The 17,934-nt window shown below is 52.6% G+C and carries 13 protein-coding genes; 4 read left to right on the top strand and 9 right to left on the bottom strand.

What is annotated here, in order from left to right; all coding sequences use genetic code 11:
• Nucleotides 1-385: 385 nt before the first annotated feature.
• Together proP and pmrR are read left to right on the top strand one after the other, a co-directional pair.
• Complete coding sequence (gene proP / locus ACLJNW_RS14455) at nt 386-1,888, top strand: glycine betaine/L-proline transporter ProP (RefSeq protein WP_024154458.1); 1,503 nt, start codon at nt 386-388, stop codon at nt 1,886-1,888.
• A 69-nt stretch (nt 1,889-1,957) separates the two neighbouring features.
• The gene (gene pmrR / locus ACLJNW_RS14460) at nt 1,958-2,047 is read left to right on the top strand and encodes an LpxT activity modulator PmrR (RefSeq protein WP_000844399.1); all 90 of its coding nucleotides are present in this window, start codon (nt 1,958-1,960) and stop codon (nt 2,045-2,047) included.
• Nucleotides 2,048-2,054: 7 nt separating this feature from the next.
• Here pmrR and pmrB read toward each other — a convergent pair whose 3' ends face one another.
• From pmrB to melR, 7 genes are all read right to left on the bottom strand, one after another.
• On the bottom strand, nt 2,055-3,125 hold the full coding sequence (pmrB, locus tag ACLJNW_RS14465) for a two-component system sensor histidine kinase PmrB (protein WP_001212189.1): 1,071 nt from the start codon (nt 3,123-3,125) through the stop codon (nt 2,055-2,057).
• A gap of 9 nt (nt 3,126-3,134) precedes the next feature.
• On the bottom strand, nt 3,135-3,803 hold the full coding sequence (pmrA, locus tag ACLJNW_RS14470) for a two-component system response regulator PmrA (RefSeq protein WP_000697899.1): 669 nt from the start codon (nt 3,801-3,803) through the stop codon (nt 3,135-3,137).
• The gene (eptA, locus tag ACLJNW_RS14475; RefSeq protein WP_023204810.1) at nt 3,800-5,443 is read right to left on the bottom strand and encodes a phosphoethanolamine transferase EptA; all 1,644 of its coding nucleotides are present in this window, start codon (nt 5,441-5,443) and stop codon (nt 3,800-3,802) included. Before eptA ends, pmrA begins: the two co-directional genes overlap by 4 nt.
• 133 nt (nt 5,444-5,576) lie before the next feature.
• Entirely contained in the window at nt 5,577-6,914 is a 1,338-nt protein-coding gene (gene adiC, locus ACLJNW_RS14480) for an arginine/agmatine antiporter (protein WP_000093130.1), read from the bottom strand.
• 139 nt (nt 6,915-7,053) lie between these two features.
• Nucleotides 7,054-7,815: an AraC family transcriptional regulator gene (locus ACLJNW_RS14485; RefSeq protein ID WP_023194356.1), complete on the bottom strand. Its 762-nt coding sequence runs from the start codon at nt 7,813-7,815 to the stop codon at nt 7,054-7,056.
• 296 nt (nt 7,816-8,111) lie between these two features.
• Nucleotides 8,112-10,379, bottom strand: a complete 2,268-nt coding sequence (gene adiA, locus ACLJNW_RS14490) for an arginine decarboxylase (RefSeq protein ID WP_089082062.1) — start codon at nt 10,377-10,379, stop codon at nt 8,112-8,114.
• A gap of 232 nt (nt 10,380-10,611) precedes the next feature.
• Nucleotides 10,612-11,544: a transcriptional regulator MelR gene (melR, locus tag ACLJNW_RS14495; protein WP_000106992.1), complete on the bottom strand. Its 933-nt coding sequence runs from the start codon at nt 11,542-11,544 to the stop codon at nt 10,612-10,614.
• A 268-nt stretch (nt 11,545-11,812) separates the two neighbouring features.
• Here melR and melA point away from each other — a divergent pair, with 268 nt between their 5' ends.
• Both melA and melB read left to right on the top strand, forming a co-directional pair.
• Nucleotides 11,813-13,168 (top strand): alpha-galactosidase, encoded by a 1,356-nt coding sequence (gene melA, locus ACLJNW_RS14500; RefSeq protein WP_001527488.1) that lies wholly within the window; start codon nt 11,813-11,815, stop codon nt 13,166-13,168.
• A gap of 83 nt (nt 13,169-13,251) precedes the next feature.
• On the top strand, nt 13,252-14,682 hold the full coding sequence (gene melB, locus ACLJNW_RS14505) for a melibiose:sodium transporter MelB (protein WP_000028077.1): 1,431 nt from the start codon (nt 13,252-13,254) through the stop codon (nt 14,680-14,682).
• A gap of 88 nt (nt 14,683-14,770) precedes the next feature.
• On the opposite strand, the gene fumA is transcribed toward melB, so the two are convergent.
• On the bottom strand, nt 14,771-16,417 hold the full coding sequence (fumA, locus tag ACLJNW_RS14510; RefSeq protein ID WP_000037202.1) for a class I fumarate hydratase FumA: 1,647 nt from the start codon (nt 16,415-16,417) through the stop codon (nt 14,771-14,773).
• Nucleotides 16,418-16,512: 95 nt separating this feature from the next.
• Complete coding sequence (dcuB, locus tag ACLJNW_RS14515) at nt 16,513-17,853, bottom strand: anaerobic C4-dicarboxylate transporter DcuB (RefSeq protein ID WP_000899149.1); 1,341 nt, start codon at nt 17,851-17,853, stop codon at nt 16,513-16,515.
• Between the last annotated feature and the right edge of the window lie 81 nt (nt 17,854-17,934).

A 17,934-nucleotide genomic window follows, 5' to 3' on the forward strand; every position in this document is an offset into this window, starting at 1 on the left:
TCCTTAGCGTTGTCGGGACTATTGCCGCTTTTATAAAAGGGGCTGCGCCACGCCAGTCAGCAATGGTTTACACTCGAATAACCGCTTTTTTACTGTCACCACAGCGCATTAGGGCGTCCTTGTTTACACCTTTTGACCGAATTGACATATATGTGTGAAGTTGATCACATATTTAAACCCTGTTAGGGTAAAAAGGTCATTAACTGCCCATTCAGGCGTCAACAGGTTCGGTTGTACAGTCCGTAACCGGACAGTGTAAGTAAACCTGCTACGCTTGTATGAGGGATAGCGTTCGCGCCCCTCCCTCCGCTCGACGGCGACGCTGGCGCGGTATGCCAGTGCCCGCCGTATATAGCGCTACAGGGCTTAGCCTATGAGGACAGCTATGCTGAAAAGGAAAAAAATAAAACCGATTACACTGGGCGATGTGACCATCATTGATGATGGTAAACTTCGCAAAGCAATTACCGCCGCCTCGCTGGGCAACGCGATGGAGTGGTTTGATTTTGGTGTTTATGGATTTGTTGCCTACGCGTTGGGTAAAGTCTTTTTCCCCGGCGCCGATCCCAGCGTCCAGATGATTGCCGCGCTGGCCACGTTTTCCGTTCCCTTCCTGATTCGTCCGCTCGGCGGGTTATTCTTTGGTATGCTCGGCGATGAATACGGGCGCCAGAAGATCCTGGCGATCACGATTGTGATTATGTCGATCAGTACCTTCTGTATCGGGTTAATCCCCTCTTACGCGACGATCGGTATCTGGGCGCCAATACTGTTGTTGCTGTGTAAAATGGCGCAGGGCTTCTCGGTTGGCGGGGAATATACCGGCGCGTCGATCTTTGTCGCGGAATATTCGCCGGATCGTAAACGCGGATTTATGGGAAGCTGGCTGGATTTTGGTTCTATCGCCGGATTCGTGCTGGGCGCGGGCGTGGTGGTCTTGATCTCGACGATTGTCGGCGAGGAGAATTTCCTGGAGTGGGGCTGGCGTATTCCGTTCTTTATCGCCCTGCCATTGGGGATTATTGGTCTCTACTTACGCCATGCGCTGGAGGAGACGCCAGCGTTTCAGCAGCACGTGGATAAACTGGAGCAAGGCGACCGCGAAGGGTTGCAGGATGGGCCGAAAGTCTCCTTTAAAGAGATTGCCACCAAACACTGGCGTAGCCTGTTGTCATGTATCGGTCTGGTGATTGCCACCAACGTGACCTACTACATGCTGCTCACCTACATGCCGAGCTACCTGTCGCATAACCTGCACTATTCTGAAGATCACGGCGTGTTGATTATCATCGCCATTATGATCGGGATGCTGTTTGTGCAGCCGGTGATGGGGCTGCTGAGCGACCGTTTCGGTCGTCGTCCGTTTGTGATTATGGGCAGCATTGCGCTGTTCGCGCTGGCGATCCCGGCCTTCATCCTGATTAACAGTAACGTTATTGGCCTGATTTTTGCCGGTTTGTTGATGCTGGCGGTGATTCTGAACTGCTTTACCGGGGTGATGGCCTCGACATTGCCGGCGATGTTTCCGACGCATATTCGTTACAGCGCGCTGGCGGCGGCTTTTAATATCTCTGTATTGATTGCCGGTCTGACGCCAACGCTGGCGGCCTGGCTGGTGGAAAGCTCGCAGGATCTGATGATGCCGGCGTATTATTTGATGGTCATCGCGGTGATAGGCTTGATTACCGGTATTTCCATGAAAGAGACGGCCAATCGTCCGCTAAAAGGCGCAACGCCAGCGGCGTCGGACATTCAGGAAGCGAAGGAAATTCTGGGCGAGCATTACGATAATATTGAGCAGAAAATCGACGACATCGATCAGGAAATTGCGGAGCTGCAGGTCAAACGTTCGCGTCTGGTACAGCAACATCCGCGTATCGATGAATAAATTTCGCGCTTAAGGTTCGCTTAATCTCTCGCGGGCATACTCTCCTCCATACCTTTGGAGGAGAGCGTCATGAAAAGCTATATTTATAAAAGTTTGACGACCCTGTGTAGTGTGCTGATTGTCAGCAGTTTTATCTATGTGTGGGTCACGACGTATTAAACGCCTGTTATGCCTTTTTCAACAGCACCCAGGCACGGGTGCCTGTTCTTTCCGTACGGTTTTGCAGGAAAAACTGTCCCTGATGTAGCTGGGTGATGCGGCTGACGATACTCAGCCCCAGGCCAATTCCGCCATAACGGCTGTCCATCCGCACGAACGCTTCGCTTAGCTTCCCGCATTTGCTTTCATCAATACCCGGCCCCTCGTCTTCGACCGCCATAATAGCGTCGGGGTCGGCGCTAATGTGGATAGTGATATGGGTTCCTTCAGGGCTATAGCGATGCGCGTTTTCCACCAGATTTCGCAACAGCATACGCAGTAACGTCGCATCACCGCGCACCACCACGTCCGCCGCGCTTTCCGGCAGCAACAGAGTTTGCTGGCGCGTTTCCAGCATGGTGTTCAGCTCATCGTAGGAGGGGAGGATCACATCTTCCAGCAGTTTTACTTCCTGATAATTCCCGGAAGAGAATGACTGGCCCACGCGCGCCAGTTGCAGAAGCTGGGAGACGCTATCCATCATCTGGTCAAGACGGGCGATAAGCGGCGCGACATCAACATTGTGGGTTTTTGACAATAATTCCAGGTGCAAACGCACCCCCGACAGCGGCGTGCGTAGCTCATGGGCCACATCGGCGGTAAAAAGGCGTTCATTGTCGAGCGTGGTGGTCAAACGCGTAACCAGTTGATTGATCGCCGAGACGACGGACTCAATCTCAAGCGTGGAGCTGTGAATGGCGATCGGCGCCAGATTATCCGCCGTCCGTGCTTCCAGCTCTTTTTGCAGTTCGGCGAGCGGACGGGTAATACGCCGTACTGCCTGGTAACAAATTAGCAGCGTCAGGCTAACCATAAATACGCCGGGGACGATCAGGCTGGCGACCGCCTCGCGAATTTCGTGCATGATATGGCGATCGTTATTGCGATTATCCCGTAGCGCCTGCTCGAACAATTGGATTTGCTCAGTGCTTTCATGCCATAACCAGAAGGTACTGATTAACTGGAACACCAGCAGAATAAGACCAATTGTCAGCATTAAACGCTGGCGAAGGGTCATCGCTCTTCGCTGAAAACGCATCAGGCTCACTTAGCTTTCCTCAGTGGCAACCAGCATGTAGCCAAACCCGCGAACCGTGCGAATGCGCGACTTGCCGACTTTGTCGCGCAAATTATGTATATGCACTTCCAGAGTGTTGGTCGAGGGTTCGTTATCCCAGTTGTAGATATCGTTATAAAGAATTTCCCGGTGCACCGGACTGCCTGCCTTGAGCATCAACCGTGAGAGCAGCGCGTACTCCTTAGGCGTCAGGGTCAGTTCCTGTCCATCCCTCCATGCCTGATGGCGGCCTATATTGAGCGTCAGATTGCCAACCGTCAGTTCACTTTCACCCTGGTTATTATGGCGGCGCAGCAGCGCGCGGATGCGGGCGTGCAACTCCTCCAGGGCGAAGGGTTTAACCAGATAATCATCTGCGCCGACATCCAGCCCGGTAATGCGGTCATTGAGCGTATCGCGGGCGGTCAGAATGAGTACCGGCAGGGTATATTTTTTCTGTCGGATTCGCGTCAGGAAATGCAGGCCATCCTCATCGGGCAGCCCTAAATCCAGCACCATCAGACTGTAATGACCAGACTCCAGACTATGCTCGGCGGCACGCGCTGTCGAAACGCCATCACACGCATAGCCTTCGGTTTGCGCGGCGAGTATTAACCCCTGTAATAATAGCGTGTCGTCTTCAACAATCAGTATCTTCATTCGCTTAGTCTCCTGCACGGTTGCAGAATATCATCTGCGGCCTGGTAATACGTCGTTTGTACGCCGGTTAATCCCAGCATGGTTGAGAAAAGATTGTCCTGTGAATAATCCAGCGTGCTCGCCCGTTTTTGCAGGCAGGCCTGATCCACCTGATAACGCTGTTGATAATCTTTAGAAAGCCAAATGAGCATCGGGACATGTTTTTGCGTATCCGGCGCAATGGAATACGGCAGACCGTGTAAATAAACGCCATTTTCACCCAATGATTCGCCGTGATCGGAAAGATAGACCAGGCTGGTGGTGAATTTATCCTGATGAGATTTCAGCAGGTTAATAGCTTTATCTACAATATAGTCCACGTACAGCACGGTATTATCATAGGTGTTGATCAACTGCTGTTGGGAACAGTTCTGAATTTCGTTAGTGTCACAGGTTGGGGTAAATTTTTTAAACTGCGGTGGATAACGGTTGTAATAGGTTGGGCCGTGGCTGCCGATGGTATGTAATACAATAACGCCATCGCCTTTCAAATGGTCGATATAGTCTTCCAGACCGTGAAATAACACTTCATCGTAGCACTCGCCGTCGATACATTGTCCGGGCAGGTTTAGCTCGGTGACATTTTGATGCGGAACGCGATCGCATGCGCCTTTACAGCCGCCGTCATTATCATTCCACAGTACGTTAATCCCCGCGCGCTGGATAATATCCAGTAGCCCTTCCTGGTGATGCGCCAGCTCTTCGTCATAATGTTTGCGCGGCATATCAGAAAACATGCAGGGAACGGAGATCGCGGTCGCCGTACCGCAAGAGGTGGTATGCGGGAAGTAGATCACATCGTCTTTCGCCAGCCGCGGATTGGTGTCGCGCGGATAGCCGCCAAGAGAGAAATCATCGCCGCGCGAGGTTTCGCCAACGATGAGAATCGTCAGGTTTTTGCGATCGCCTTTCAGCATTAATGGATTGCGATGGGCATCCTCGCCAATGCGTACCAGCGGCAAATTCGCCAGCCGTTGATGCGAATACCATGACCAACTGGCGACAATACTGTTCGATGGGCTTAACGCTTTGATCAACTGTTTATTATTTCGAAATAGCGAGGCGTAATCTTTATAGAAAAAGGCGGCGACCAGAATAACTAATAAAATAGAGATCAGGACGCTGACCAGGCGGTAAAGCCCGCTACGTAAGCGCGGCGTCGCCGGATGGATTTTGACCCAGAAGGCAATCACGGCTGCCAGAACGCCGCTTAATCCCAGAGTCAGCACCATTTGCGGCGTCATCAGCGCAAAGGTTTCCGCGGGCGTGGTATCCATCATATTGGCGATCATGGAACGATCGATGATGATGCCGTAAGTCAAAATAAAATACTGCGCGGCAGCGCCGACCAGAATAAAAACGCAGGCCAGCAGTCGGTTTAGCCAAATAAATGAGGCCAGCGTCAGCACACTATTGACCACGCTAAACGCGACGACCGGCATGGAAATAAACACCAGTACATTGCGCGGCGAGTTTAACGGTAGGTCTTGTAGTACCTGCTTGTAGAACGCAATGTTCAGGCAGACGGCAATATAAAAGGAAAAAAGCAGAAGCCAGGCGATTTGCCCAAGAACAGGTCTTTTAAGAAAGCGCTTTAACATGTTGATGCGTCCATCGATTCGGTGACGCTAATCGTGACAAAGTAAAATTAAGTGAACCTTAAGAACTTAATGTTGGTGGTGGCCGGATAACCTGCGCTATCCGGCCTGTTGCGATAACATTAACTACACGTGGTCAATCCTGTTTAACCGGCGCATCCAGCGGATACGGGTTTTTGTGAATGCGGTTGTAGTTCAACGCATACAGCGCGGTGATCACCATCAACGTGACGAACGACCACATCACTTCTTTGGCGCCGGAACCGATGACCGCCCAGATGCAATACACAAACGCGACGAAGGTAATCAGCAGATACAGCGGGCGCGCTTTACCAAAGTGACCGTGGCCCAATAGCAACAGCGCGGCACAGGTGTAAAGATAAGGCACCAGGGTGAAGATAACCGACACGGAGGAGACCAGACCAAACTCTTTCGCGGCGTTCGGCGACATACTGCTGAACTGGAAGATAGTCATCAGCACGCCGACGATAAGCAACCCAGCCACTGGCGTACCGGCTTTATTAACCCGCGCGAAGATCGGCGGGAAGAGACCATCGTCCGCCGCCGCTTTTGCGGTTTGACCGGCAAGCAGCGTCCAGCCGCCGAGAGAGCCCAGGCAACCTGCTGCCGCACAGAAGGAAACAATAGCCCCTGCGGTATCGCCCAGCGCCATACGCGCCGCGTCACCGAAAGGCGATGCCGATACACGCAGCGCCGCGTTGGGGATCATCCCCATAATCGCCGTTGTGGAGAGCACATAGCAGACGGCGGCGATCAGTACCCCGCCGATGGTGGCGATAGGCACGTTGCGTTTCGGGTTTTTGACCACACCGGCCGCAACGGAGGCGCTTTCTACCCCGATGAATGACCATAGCGTGACGTTCAACGTGCTTTGAATCGCGCCGAAGGTATTCATGCCGCTCACGTTCCAGGCCGCCATATAGGTTTCGCCTTTAAACCAGAACCAGCCGAAGACCGCAATCCCTACGATAGGCACCAGCGCCAGTACGGTGGCGACGGCCTGTACGCGGGTAATCATTTTCGGCCCGACGATGTTCAGCAGCACAAAAATCCACAGCACCGCGACGCAGGTAAGCGTTAATACCAGCGGATCTTTCAGAATTGGGAAGAAATAGCTCAGATAGCCGACGCCGATAACGACCATCGCGATATTACCGATCCAGCATGCCAGCCAGTACAGCACGTTCGTTTGATAGCCCAAAAACGGCCCGAAGCAGCGGCGTGCGTAGGCATAGGAACCGCCGGGACTGGGATCTAAGGACGACATTTTGGCATAAACCATCGACAGCGCCAGGGCGCCGATGATAGTGACCAGCCATCCGTAGATTGCAATCCCGCCAGTGGCCGCTAGGTTGGCAGGGAGTAAGAATACCCCTGAACCCATAATATTCCCCGATACCATTAAGGTGACGGGGATTAGGCCCACTTTGTGAGCATCAGCATCCGAAGACATAATTTGGACTCCTGAAAAGGTGACTTCGTTACGATAAATTACGTCGTATCATACCCCCTCAGAATGCCGCTGAATTATGTCGGAGACGGGTTATCGCCAATGCTGCTATTATCGTGTCTTATCGTTGAGTGTAGAAAAATTAGGCAGCCGATCGTTCCCGATGTTGGCTAACATAATGCAGGGGGGTCATACCATAAAACTCTTTAAACACGGAAATAAAGTACGATGTGCTGTTATACCCACACAGCTGTGAGACTTGAGAGATATTCTTTCCGTCCATTAATAATTGGTTTACGGCATAACGCATTCGGCAGGTCGTGATTATTTGGCTATAACTGGTATTCTCGTTTTTGAGCTTTTTCTTTAACAAGCTTGGACTCAGGCACAGGCAACTGGCAACGGCGCTCAGATTCCAGTCTTTATGAATATCGCTCTGAATGATGTGGTAAACGCTGTCACTGATGCGGCTGCGCAGCATGTGCATTAACAAAGAAATAAATTTTTTGTGGTCAAGAAAGCGGGATAAAACGGTGAAAAGGAGCGCACGGGTACGTTCACTAACAATTTCATCCGGTGCTTCCATCGCGCTGTAGCGGGCGGCGACCCTGAAGATATCCGGCGTCAGACAGTTGGCGGTCAATAAGGGATCGGCGTTGCGTTGCCAGACGGGAAGGTGTGAGAGATCTTTATTCAGGAATTGTAAATAGTCTTTAATATTATTGCGACTCACTTGTATTACTAGCACGCTATTTAATGATGAAATGTCAATAACGTTATTTTCACAAGCCAGAATGGCCATATGATTCGCTTTTAAGTTGATTGGCTCCTTACCATTTACTCGTAACCATGTATCTTTTTCGGTTAATAACACTATGCAAGGTTCGTTGCTGCAAATCCTCATACCCGAACTCCTGGAATATGAACATAAAATACCGGATCTCGCCAAACGGGAGAGATAACGGGGACTGAGTCAATTGTGTGATGAATTGAAACTGCACTAAAATAACTTTCCTGAATAATATTACAATATTTGTACGATGAATTAGGGTGTACAAAAAGTTGTACGCGAGTGGAAACTTGTCATTTTTGTATAAAAAAAGCGCGGGATGGGGCCCGCGCAAAAAGGTATGACAGTATTATTGTTTTGCAGCAATACTCAGGGAATACATGCCATCCTCAAAAAAAGACTCTTTGTGATTAGGCTTTCACGCACATAACGTGATATACGCCATCAATAATTTCCGTGCCTTCGGTTTCATGCTCAAAGCCAGGGAAGTGATGATCCCAGGATTGCAGTGAGCGTAAGTAACCCACCTGCGGACTGTTTTCATCGCCAAAGTTTTCGCCGGAGAGCAGCATCGGGATGCCTGGCGGGTAAGGAATAACGGAGTTCGCCGCAATGCGACCCGGTAGATTTTCAATCGCCACCATTTCAATATTGTTGTTCACAATCGCGTTGTAGGCGTCGCGCGGGGTAATCTCCGCAACCGGCAGGGTGGAATAGGCGGCGTTGAGACGGGCGCCCGGGTTATTTTCACGTAGCCAGGCAAACATTTTATCGCCCAGGTCATGAATACCCATGTTCGCGTAAGTGTCAGGATAATCCTGCACCAGTTCCGGCATCACCTGCGCCAGCGGCGTATTCGCGTCGTAATGATGTTTGAAGGAGCACAGCGTGTTGATCAGCGTTCCCCATTTCCCGCGAGTTACCCCCATAGAGAACAGGAACATAATCTGAAAGTCGGTGGTGCGGGTCGGCACGATACCGTGGCGGCCAAGCCATGCTGTGACCAGCGCAGCAGGTACGCCGGATGCTTCCAGTTCGCCATCGTCGCCCATACCCGGCGCCAGGATACTGACTTTAATCGGGTCCAGCATACTCCAGTTATCCGGCAGGTCTTTAAAGCCGTGCCAGGTTTCTCCGGGGCGCATGACCCAGCAGTTCTGGTCAGTGGTCAGCAGTTTTGCCGGCGCGTCGGCGAAGTCATACGTTTTACCGGTTTGTGGATCGGTGACGACGTCTTTATTCCACGGTTTAAAGAACCAGTCGCCTTCATCGGTAAACTCTTTATAAAGACGCGCCATCGCCTGACGGAAATCAACCGCTTCGTCAATCACCTCTTGAGTCAGGGACAGACCGCTGTTACCGTCCATCATCGATACCGCCACATCGTTGGATGCGCAGATGGCATATAACGGAGAGGTGGTGGCATGCATCATATATGCCTGGTTGAAGCGGGAGAAATTCACCGCGCCACGGCCTTCACGGACGTGAATGTAGGAAGCTTGTGAAAGCGCATTCAGTAGTTTGTGCGTGGAGTGGGTGGCAAACACGGTCGGACCGTTATGGTCGCCTGGCTCGCCGCGCATCGCGTAGTGATCGCAATAAATCGGGTTGAAGCGCGCATAGCCGTACCATGCTTCGTCGAAGTGAATGCGATCGCTGGTTTTTGCCAGCAGATCCTGCGCCTCTTTGGCGTTATAGCATACGCCGTCATAGGTACAGTTGGTCACCACGCTGTAAGACGGTTTCTGTCCGACTTTGGTTTTGGTCAGCGGGCTGGCGCTGATTTTTTTCTGCAAGGTTTCAGGCTGCATTTCCTGCGGGTAGATTGGCCCGATAATGCCGTAACGGTTACGGCTTGGCACCATATATACCGGTTTGGCCCCGGTGAGGATCAGCCCCTGCTCGATGGATTTATGGCAGTTACGATCCAGTACAACGACATCATTATCCGTCATACAGGCCTGCATAATAGTACGGTTAGAACCGGAGGTCCCGACAACCACGGACCAGGAGCGGTCAGCACCGAATACGCGGGCGGCGTTTTTCTCGCTTTCGCCAAACGCGCCGGTATGGTCGAGGAGTGAACCGAGCGTGGTACGCTCAATCCCCATATCGCTGCGGAACAGGTTTTCGCCATAATAATCGTGATAAAAGCGACCGGCAGGCGTTTTAGTGAAACCGACGCCGCCCTGGTGTCCCGGCGCCGCCCATGAATATTCATGAATGTCGCTGTATTTCATCAACGCGTTAAACAGCGGCGGTAACAGTTGCTGACGATACCGGGTCATGGCGGCAACGGCGCGTCCGGCGATAAAGTCAGCGGTGTCTTCCAGAATCCAGGCGAATTCATCGACAAGCTCCAGCAGGTCGCGGTCCAGCGATGCCGTCGCTTTTTCCCTGTCGCCTAACAGGAAAACGGGCACGTTTTGCTGACGCTCGTGAAGCTTACCGATCAATTGCCTGACGCTCAGGTGCTCATCCGGTTGTTCCATTTGGTAGCTAAACATCAGACAGTCAATGGCTTCGTTCGCGGACAAGATGGCATAGCCGTCATCGAAGGATGTCGATTTAATGACGGTAACATTTTGTTGGCTCAAGGCATCTGCCAGACGCTCAACCGCGTTGCCAACCCAGGTGTCCTGATGCAGAAACTCACTTTCAACAATTAATACTTTCATCATCTTTTACCCGGTTGTGGAGGCCGTGCAATTTACGCCTTGCCGACCCGCCGTATGAATGTGACGTGGGCAAGTATTACCCCGTCAAATAGGGGGTGTAAAGTGATGGAATAATGGTCGGTTATTGATATTATTGTTTAATAAACAATGGGTTAATTATTGATATCGAGCGATTTCACCTGCCGTTTATCGACAGGTGAATTATTTTTTTGGCTGATAGTGGTATCCGGCTTTAGCCGGGCATCGTCTGGCGTCGTTGCTGACTTAGCTTGCGGTATTGTTGCGGCGACATACCGACAAATTTGCTAAAAGTACTGTAAAAACGGCTGCTGGATCGGAACCCGGCAGTCAGAGCGACATCGAGGATCGTTTTGTCAGTATCGCTCAATAAGGCACGTACGTGATTGATGCGCATCGCCGTGATGTACTGCTTCATCGTCAATTGCATAACCCGCTGGAATATTCCCATCGCGTAATTAGCATTGAGTTTGACATGCTCCGCGACGTCGTTAATGGTGAGCGCCTGATCGTAGTTATCGGCAATAAATCCCAGCATCTGGCTTACGTAAAACTGCGCATGGCGTGAGACGCTATTCTTGTGGGTGCGTGATGTTTTATTGAGCAAAATGGGCTGCCAGCCGGAAAGGCTAAAGCGTTTAAGCATCAGGCCGATTTCATCGATCGCCAACTGGCGAATTTGCTCATTCGGGCTGCTTGTTTCCTGCTGCCAGCGCAACACTTCAAAGGTGCTAAGCTGCTGGGTCGCCAGTGATTTAACCACCATCCCGTGCGTGACATGGTTGATAAGATCGCGATCCAGCGGCCAGGAGAGAAACAGGTGCATCGGCAAACTGAAAATCGCCATCTGGCGGCAGTTGCCGGGGCGGGTAAGCTGGTGTGGCGTACAGGCCCAAAACAGGGTGATATGCCCCTGCTTTATCTGCACGACTTCATTGTTGATTAAATACTCCACATCGCCGTCAAACGGAACATTCACTTCTACTTGCCCATGCCAGTGACTGCTGGCCATTCTGTGCGGCGGCCTCAGTTCAACGTCCAGTCGTTGATATTCGGAATAGAGCGACAGCGGGCTACGGGTTTGCTTTTCATCGCCGTTGCACATGTGCGGGTCGGGCGGGAGGAGGGATATTGCTTGCGTACTCATCGTCACTCCATTTCCTGAATTATCAGAATTATGCCCCTTTAGCTGGGAGGAAACCGGGAATCCGGACACAGAATCCGTCGATATTGTAGAGCGTAGCCTGACTATCAGGCCGAATACTCTGCTTTTTACGCCATTTTGTCCCAAAAACTCAGATCTCCCGCGCGCCAGCATACGATCTGAGTTTTCGGGAATGCTCATCGGGGAAGACGGAGGTTTTCACCGGGAACGCGTGCCACCATGAAGGTGTTCACTACTGTTCTGGAGAGTCATGATGACGGCACCCAAAATTACCTTTATCGGCGCAGGTTCTACGATTTTCGTCAAAAATATCCTCGGCGATGTGTTTCACCGCGAGGCGCTAAAGTCAGCGCATGTCGCCCTGATGGATATTGACGAAACCCGGCTGGAAGAGTCGCACATTGTGGTACGGAAACTGATGGACTCAGCGGGCGCTTCTGGCCGGATTACCTGCCATACCAACCAGAAAGCGGCGCTACAGGATGCGGATTTCGTGGTGGTCGCCTTTCAGATTGGCGGCTATGAACCCTGCACCGTGACCGATTTTGAGGTTTGTAAGCGTCATGGCCTGGAACAGACGATCGCCGATACGCTGGGGCCGGGCGGCATCATGCGCGCGCTGCGGACCATCCCGCATCTGTGGCGGATTTGCGAAGACATGACGGAAGTCTGTCCGAAGGCCACCATGCTCAATTACGTCAACCCGATGGCGATGAATACCTGGGCGATGTATGCCCGTTATCCGCATATCAAACAGGTCGGCCTGTGCCATTCGGTACAGGGAACGGCGGAAGAACTGGCGCGCGACCTGAATATCGATCCCGCCTCGCTGCGCTACCGCTGCGCCGGCATTAACCACATGGCGTTTTACCTGGAACTGGAGCGCAAAACGGCTGACGGGACTTATGTCGATCTCTATCCTGAATTGCTGGCGGCCTATGACGCCGGACAGGCGCCGAAGCCCAATATTCACGGCAATGAACGCTGCCAGAACATTGTGCGCTATGAGATGTTCAAAAAGTTGGGCTACTTCGTCACTGAGTCATCAGAGCATTTTGCCGAGTACACGCCGTGGTTTATTAAACCGGGACGCGAGGATCTGATTGCGCGCTACAAGGTGCCGCTGGATGAATATCCGAAACGCTGCGTAGAACAACTGGCGAACTGGCATAAAGAGCTGGAAGAGTATAAAACCGCCGAGCGTATCGACATCAAACCGTCCCGCGAGTACGCCAGCACCATTATGAACGCTCTGTGGACCGGCGAGCCGAGCGTGATTTACGGCAATGTGCGTAATGAGGGGCTGATTGATAACCTGCCGCAGGGAAGCTGCGTGGAAGTGGCTTGTCTGGTGGATGCCAACGGCATTCAACCGACGAAGGTGGGGACGATCCCTTCTCATCTGGCGGCGATGATGCAGACCAACATCAACGTGCAAACGCTGTTGACCGAAGCCATCCTCACGGAAAACCGCGATCGCGTGTATCACGCGGCGATGATGGACCCTCATACCGCAGCGGTGCTGGGTATCGAAGAAATCTATGCGTTGGTTGACGATCTGATCGCCGCGCATGGCGACTGGCTTCCGGCCTGGTTACGCCGTTAATCTCCAGCCGCGCTGGACGGCAAATCCGGCGTTTAACCTCTACTAACAGAAGGCGGGCGCTGGTAACAGCGACCCGGTACCCTATGAGCATCTCTCTGACAACAAAGCTGAGTTACGGGTTCGGTGCGTTTGGTAAGGATTTCGCCATCGGCATTGTGTATATGTACCTGATGTATTACTACACCGATGTGGTGGGACTTTCGGTCGGCCTCGTCGGCACTCTCTTTCTGGTCGCGCGAATCTGGGATGCGATAAACGATCCCATCATGGGCTGGATTGTCAACGCCACGCGTTCGCGGTGGGGGAAATTTAAGCCGTGGATATTGATCGGCACCTTAACCAATTCGCTGGTGCTTTTCCTGCTGTTCAGCGCCCATCTTTTTGAGGGAACCGCGCAGGTTGTATTTGTCTGCGTAACCTACATCCTGTGGGGCATGACGTATACCATTATGGATATCCCATTTTGGTCGCTGGTGCCGACCATTACGCTTGATAAGCGAGAACGCGAACAACTGGTGCCGTTCCCGCGTTTCTTCGCCAGTCTGGCTGGCTTCGTCACTGCCGGTATAACGCTGCCGTTTGTGAGCTATGTTGGCGGGGCGGATCGTGGGTTCGGCTTTCAGATGTTTACGCTGGTACTGATTGCGTTCTTTATCGCCTCGACTATCGTGACATTACGCAACGTACATGAGGTGTACTCCTCCGACAACGGTGTAACGGCAGGCCGCCCACATCTGACGTTAAAAACGATCGTTGGATTGATATACAAAAACGATCAGCTCTCTTGCCTGTTGGGAATGGCGCTGGCGTATAACATTGCCTCCAATATTATCAATGGCTTTGCGATCTACTACTTCACCTATGTGATTGGCGATGCCGATCTTTTTCCCTATTACCTTTCTTACGCCGGCGCGGCGAATCTGCTGACGCTGATTGTCTTCCCCCGGCTGGTGAAAATGTTATCGCGGCGGATATTGTGGGCGGGCGCCTCCGTGATGCCCGTTCTGAGTTGCGCAGGGCTCTTCGCGATGGCGTTGGCGGATGTCCATAATGCCGCTTTAATCGTGGCGGCGGGTATTTTCCTGAATATCGGGACCGCGCTCTTTTGGGTGCTTCAGGTAATCATGGTGGCGGATACGGTCGATTATGGGGAATTTAAGCTCAATATTCGCTGCGAGAGTATCGCTTATTCCGTACAGACGATGGTCGTGAAGGGCGGCTCGGCGTTTGCGGCGTTCTTTATCGCTTTGGTGCTGGGGCTGATTGGCTACACGCCGAACGTGGCGCAGTCTGCGCAAACCCTGCAGGGGATGCAGTTTATTATGATTGTCCTGCCGGTACTGTTTTTCATGATGACGTTGGTTCTCTACTTCCGCTACTACCGTTTGAACGGCGATATGCTGCGCAAAATTCAGATCCACCTGCTGGATAAATACCGGAAAACGCCGCCATTCGTCGAACAGCCGGATAGCCCGGCGATTTCTGTGGTAGCGACCAGCGATGTAAAAGCGTGAGCATGGTCTCTCGTGCAGGCCGGATAAGCGTAGCGCCATCCGGCAATTAACCGATAACGCGGCCCGGGAGAACGCCGGGCCTGCCAGGTTATTTCGCGCAGTTAGCGCACTGTTTGCTGACAATCTGCTGGAAGAAATCGTTGCCTTTGTCATCCACCAGGATAAAGGCCGGGAAATCTTCTACTTCAATTTTCCAGATAGCTTCCATGCCGAGTTCCGGATACTCGACGCACTCCAGATGCTTAATGCTCTGCTGTGCCAGTACCGCCGCCGGGCCGCCGATACTGCCCAAATAAAAGCCGCCGTGTTTTTTACAGGCATCCGTGACCTGCTGACTACGGTTGCCTTTCGCCAGCATGATCATACTGCCGCCGTGGGATTGCAGTAGATCGACATAAGAGTCCATTCGGCCTGCGGTGGTGGGGCCTAATGAGCCAGATGGATAACCTGCCGGGGTTTTGGCCGGACCTGCGTAATAGATGGGGTGGTCTTTAATATACTGCGGCAGGTCTTCGCCGGATTCAATACGCTCTTTTAGCTTCGCGTGGGCGATATCGCGACCTACGATAATGGTGCCCGTCAGCGACAGGCGAGTCGAGACCGGGTACTGCGATAGCTGGGCGAGGATCTCTTTCATCGGACGGTTGAGATCGACTTTCACCGCGTCGCCTTCGCCCGCCTGACGCAGCGCTGGCGGAATATACTGGCCCGGATTGTGTTCCAGTTTTTCGATCCAGATGCCTTCGCGGTTGATTTTCGCTTTGATGTTACGGTCTGCCGAGCAGGAGACGCCCATCCCCACCGGACAGGAAGCGCCGTGACGCGGCAGGCGAATTACGCGAATATCGTGGGCGAAATATTTCCCGCCGAACTGGGCGCCGAGGCCAAGTTTTTGCGCTTCTTCCAGCAGTTCCTGTTCCAGGTGGAGATCGCGGAATGCCTGGCCGTGCTCGTTACCTTCCGTCGGCAGCGCGTCGTAATAGTGGGTGCTGGCGAGCTTAACGGTTTTCAGCGTGCTTTCCGCCGAGGTGCCGCCAATGACAAAGGCGATATGGTATGGCGGACAGGCTGCGGTGCCCAGCGTGCGCATTTTCTCAACGAGGAAGTTTTTCAGCTTGCCTGGGGTGAGCAGCGCTTTGGTCTCCTGATAGAGATACGTTTTGTTTGCTGAACCGCCGCCTTTCGCCACGCAAAGGAACTTGTACTCGTCGCCATCGACGGCATAGAGATCGATTTGCGCTGGCAGGTTGCTGCCAGTATTGACCTCTTTGTACATATCCAGCGGCGCGTTCTGCGAGTAGCGCAGGTTATCTTCGATATAGGTATTAAACACGCCTTTGGAGAGCGCGGCTTCATCGCCGCCGCCCGTCCATACGCGTTGGCCTTTTTTACCCATGATAATCGCCGTGCCGGTATCCTGGCAGGTCGGCAGAACGCCTTTGGCGGCGATTTCGGAGTTTCTCAGGAATTGCAACGCCACATATTTGTCGTTTTCGCTGGCTTCGGGGTCATGGAGAATGGCGGCGACTTGCTGCTGGTGTTCAGGACGGAGCATAAAAGACGCATCATGGAAGGCTTGCTGAGCCAGCAACGTTAACGCCTGCGGCTCAACGTTGAGGATAGATTCTCCGTTGAATTCACTGACGCTGACATAATCGGAGGTGAGCAGATAATACTCTGTTTTGTCCTCTCCCATCGGGAAAGGCGCCTGATAGATAAACTCTTTTTTCGACATGTGCTTCCAGCCTAATAGTAAGAAAATGTATTAAGAGCCTCATGGGCCAGGCTCTAAGTCGCGCGCCGCGCATAACTTGGCGGCGCGCGCGGCCATTACAGGAATCCGTACATTGCGGCAAAGATCCAGCCAAAGACGCAGGAGACGCTCACGCCAATCAAACCCGGCAGAATGAAGCTGTGGTTAATGACGAAGCGGCCAATACGGGTTGTGCCGGAACGGTCAAACTGAATCGCCGCCAGATCGCTTGGGTAGGTCGGCAGAATATAGTAGCCATAACATGCCGGCGCAGAGGCCACGATATACGCCGGATCGACACCGATAGCCAGCGCGACGGGAACAATCGCCGCCAGCGCCGCTGCCTGGGAGTTAACAAACTTGGAGACCAGCAGCAGAACGATGGCATAGGCCCACGGATACTCTTTGACCATTTCGCCCAGCACGCCCTGAATTTCCGACATATGCGCGCCGAACATGGTTTCCGCCATCCAGGCGATCCCGTATACCGCGACAATCGCAATCATACCGGAACGAAAAACTTCGTTTTTTGAGATAGACGCAGGATTGGTTTTGGTCAGAATGATAATGAGTGCCCCGGTCAGCAGCATAAACATCTGAATGACCAGCACCATCGACAACGGTTTGCCGCCGAAGGTTGGACGTAAGTCGGAGTCCGCGCCCAGGAGAGCGACCACGGCAATCGCCGCCAGGAAGATCCACATCGCCAGCCAGTTGCTTTTCGGCAGTTTTTTATCCAGCAGCGTCGCGGTATCGCCGTACACGTACTGACGGTTTTCCGGTACGGAGATAAATTTCTGAAACGCTTCGTCTTTATCCAGATCTTTACCGCGGAACCAACTAAAAATACCGATTGCCAGGATACCGAGCAGGGTAGACGGGATGGTGATCGACAGCAGATCGAGGAACTCCAGATGTTTTCCGTCAAATGTCACGTTGCCCAGCATCGCTACCAGAGAAACCACGGCGACGGAAACCGGACTGGCGATGATGCCCATTTGCGCGCCGATAGAACTGGCCGCCATTGGACGTTCCGGACGGATATTATTCTTGATCGCCACGTCATAGATAATCGGCAAAATGGTGTAGACCACGTGGCCTGTCCCACACAGAATCGTCAGGGTACAGGTGACGAACGGCGCCACAATAGAGACGTATTTGGGGTTGCGACGCAGCAGCTTTTCGGCAATCTGCAGCATCACATCCAGCCCGCCTGATGCCTGCAACGTCGCCGACGCGGCGACTACCGCGATAATGACCAGCATTACGTCAACGGGCGGTTTACCTGGCTGGAGATGGAAAACAAACACCAGAATGACCAGACCGATACCGCCCAACAACCCGAGCGCGATCCCGCCCTTTCGGGCACCATAAAACAGACATATTAATATTATGAGAAGCTGTATACTAAATAACATTTTTATTTATCCTCGCGATAAACCCAGTCAATTTTGATAAATGGATCACAGCCATCTTCTGATTTGTGTGAATGAGCATCA

This window comes from Salmonella sp. SAL4457 (genome assembly GCF_046548235.1).
GTDB lineage: Bacteria > Pseudomonadota > Gammaproteobacteria > Enterobacterales > Enterobacteriaceae > Salmonella > Salmonella enterica.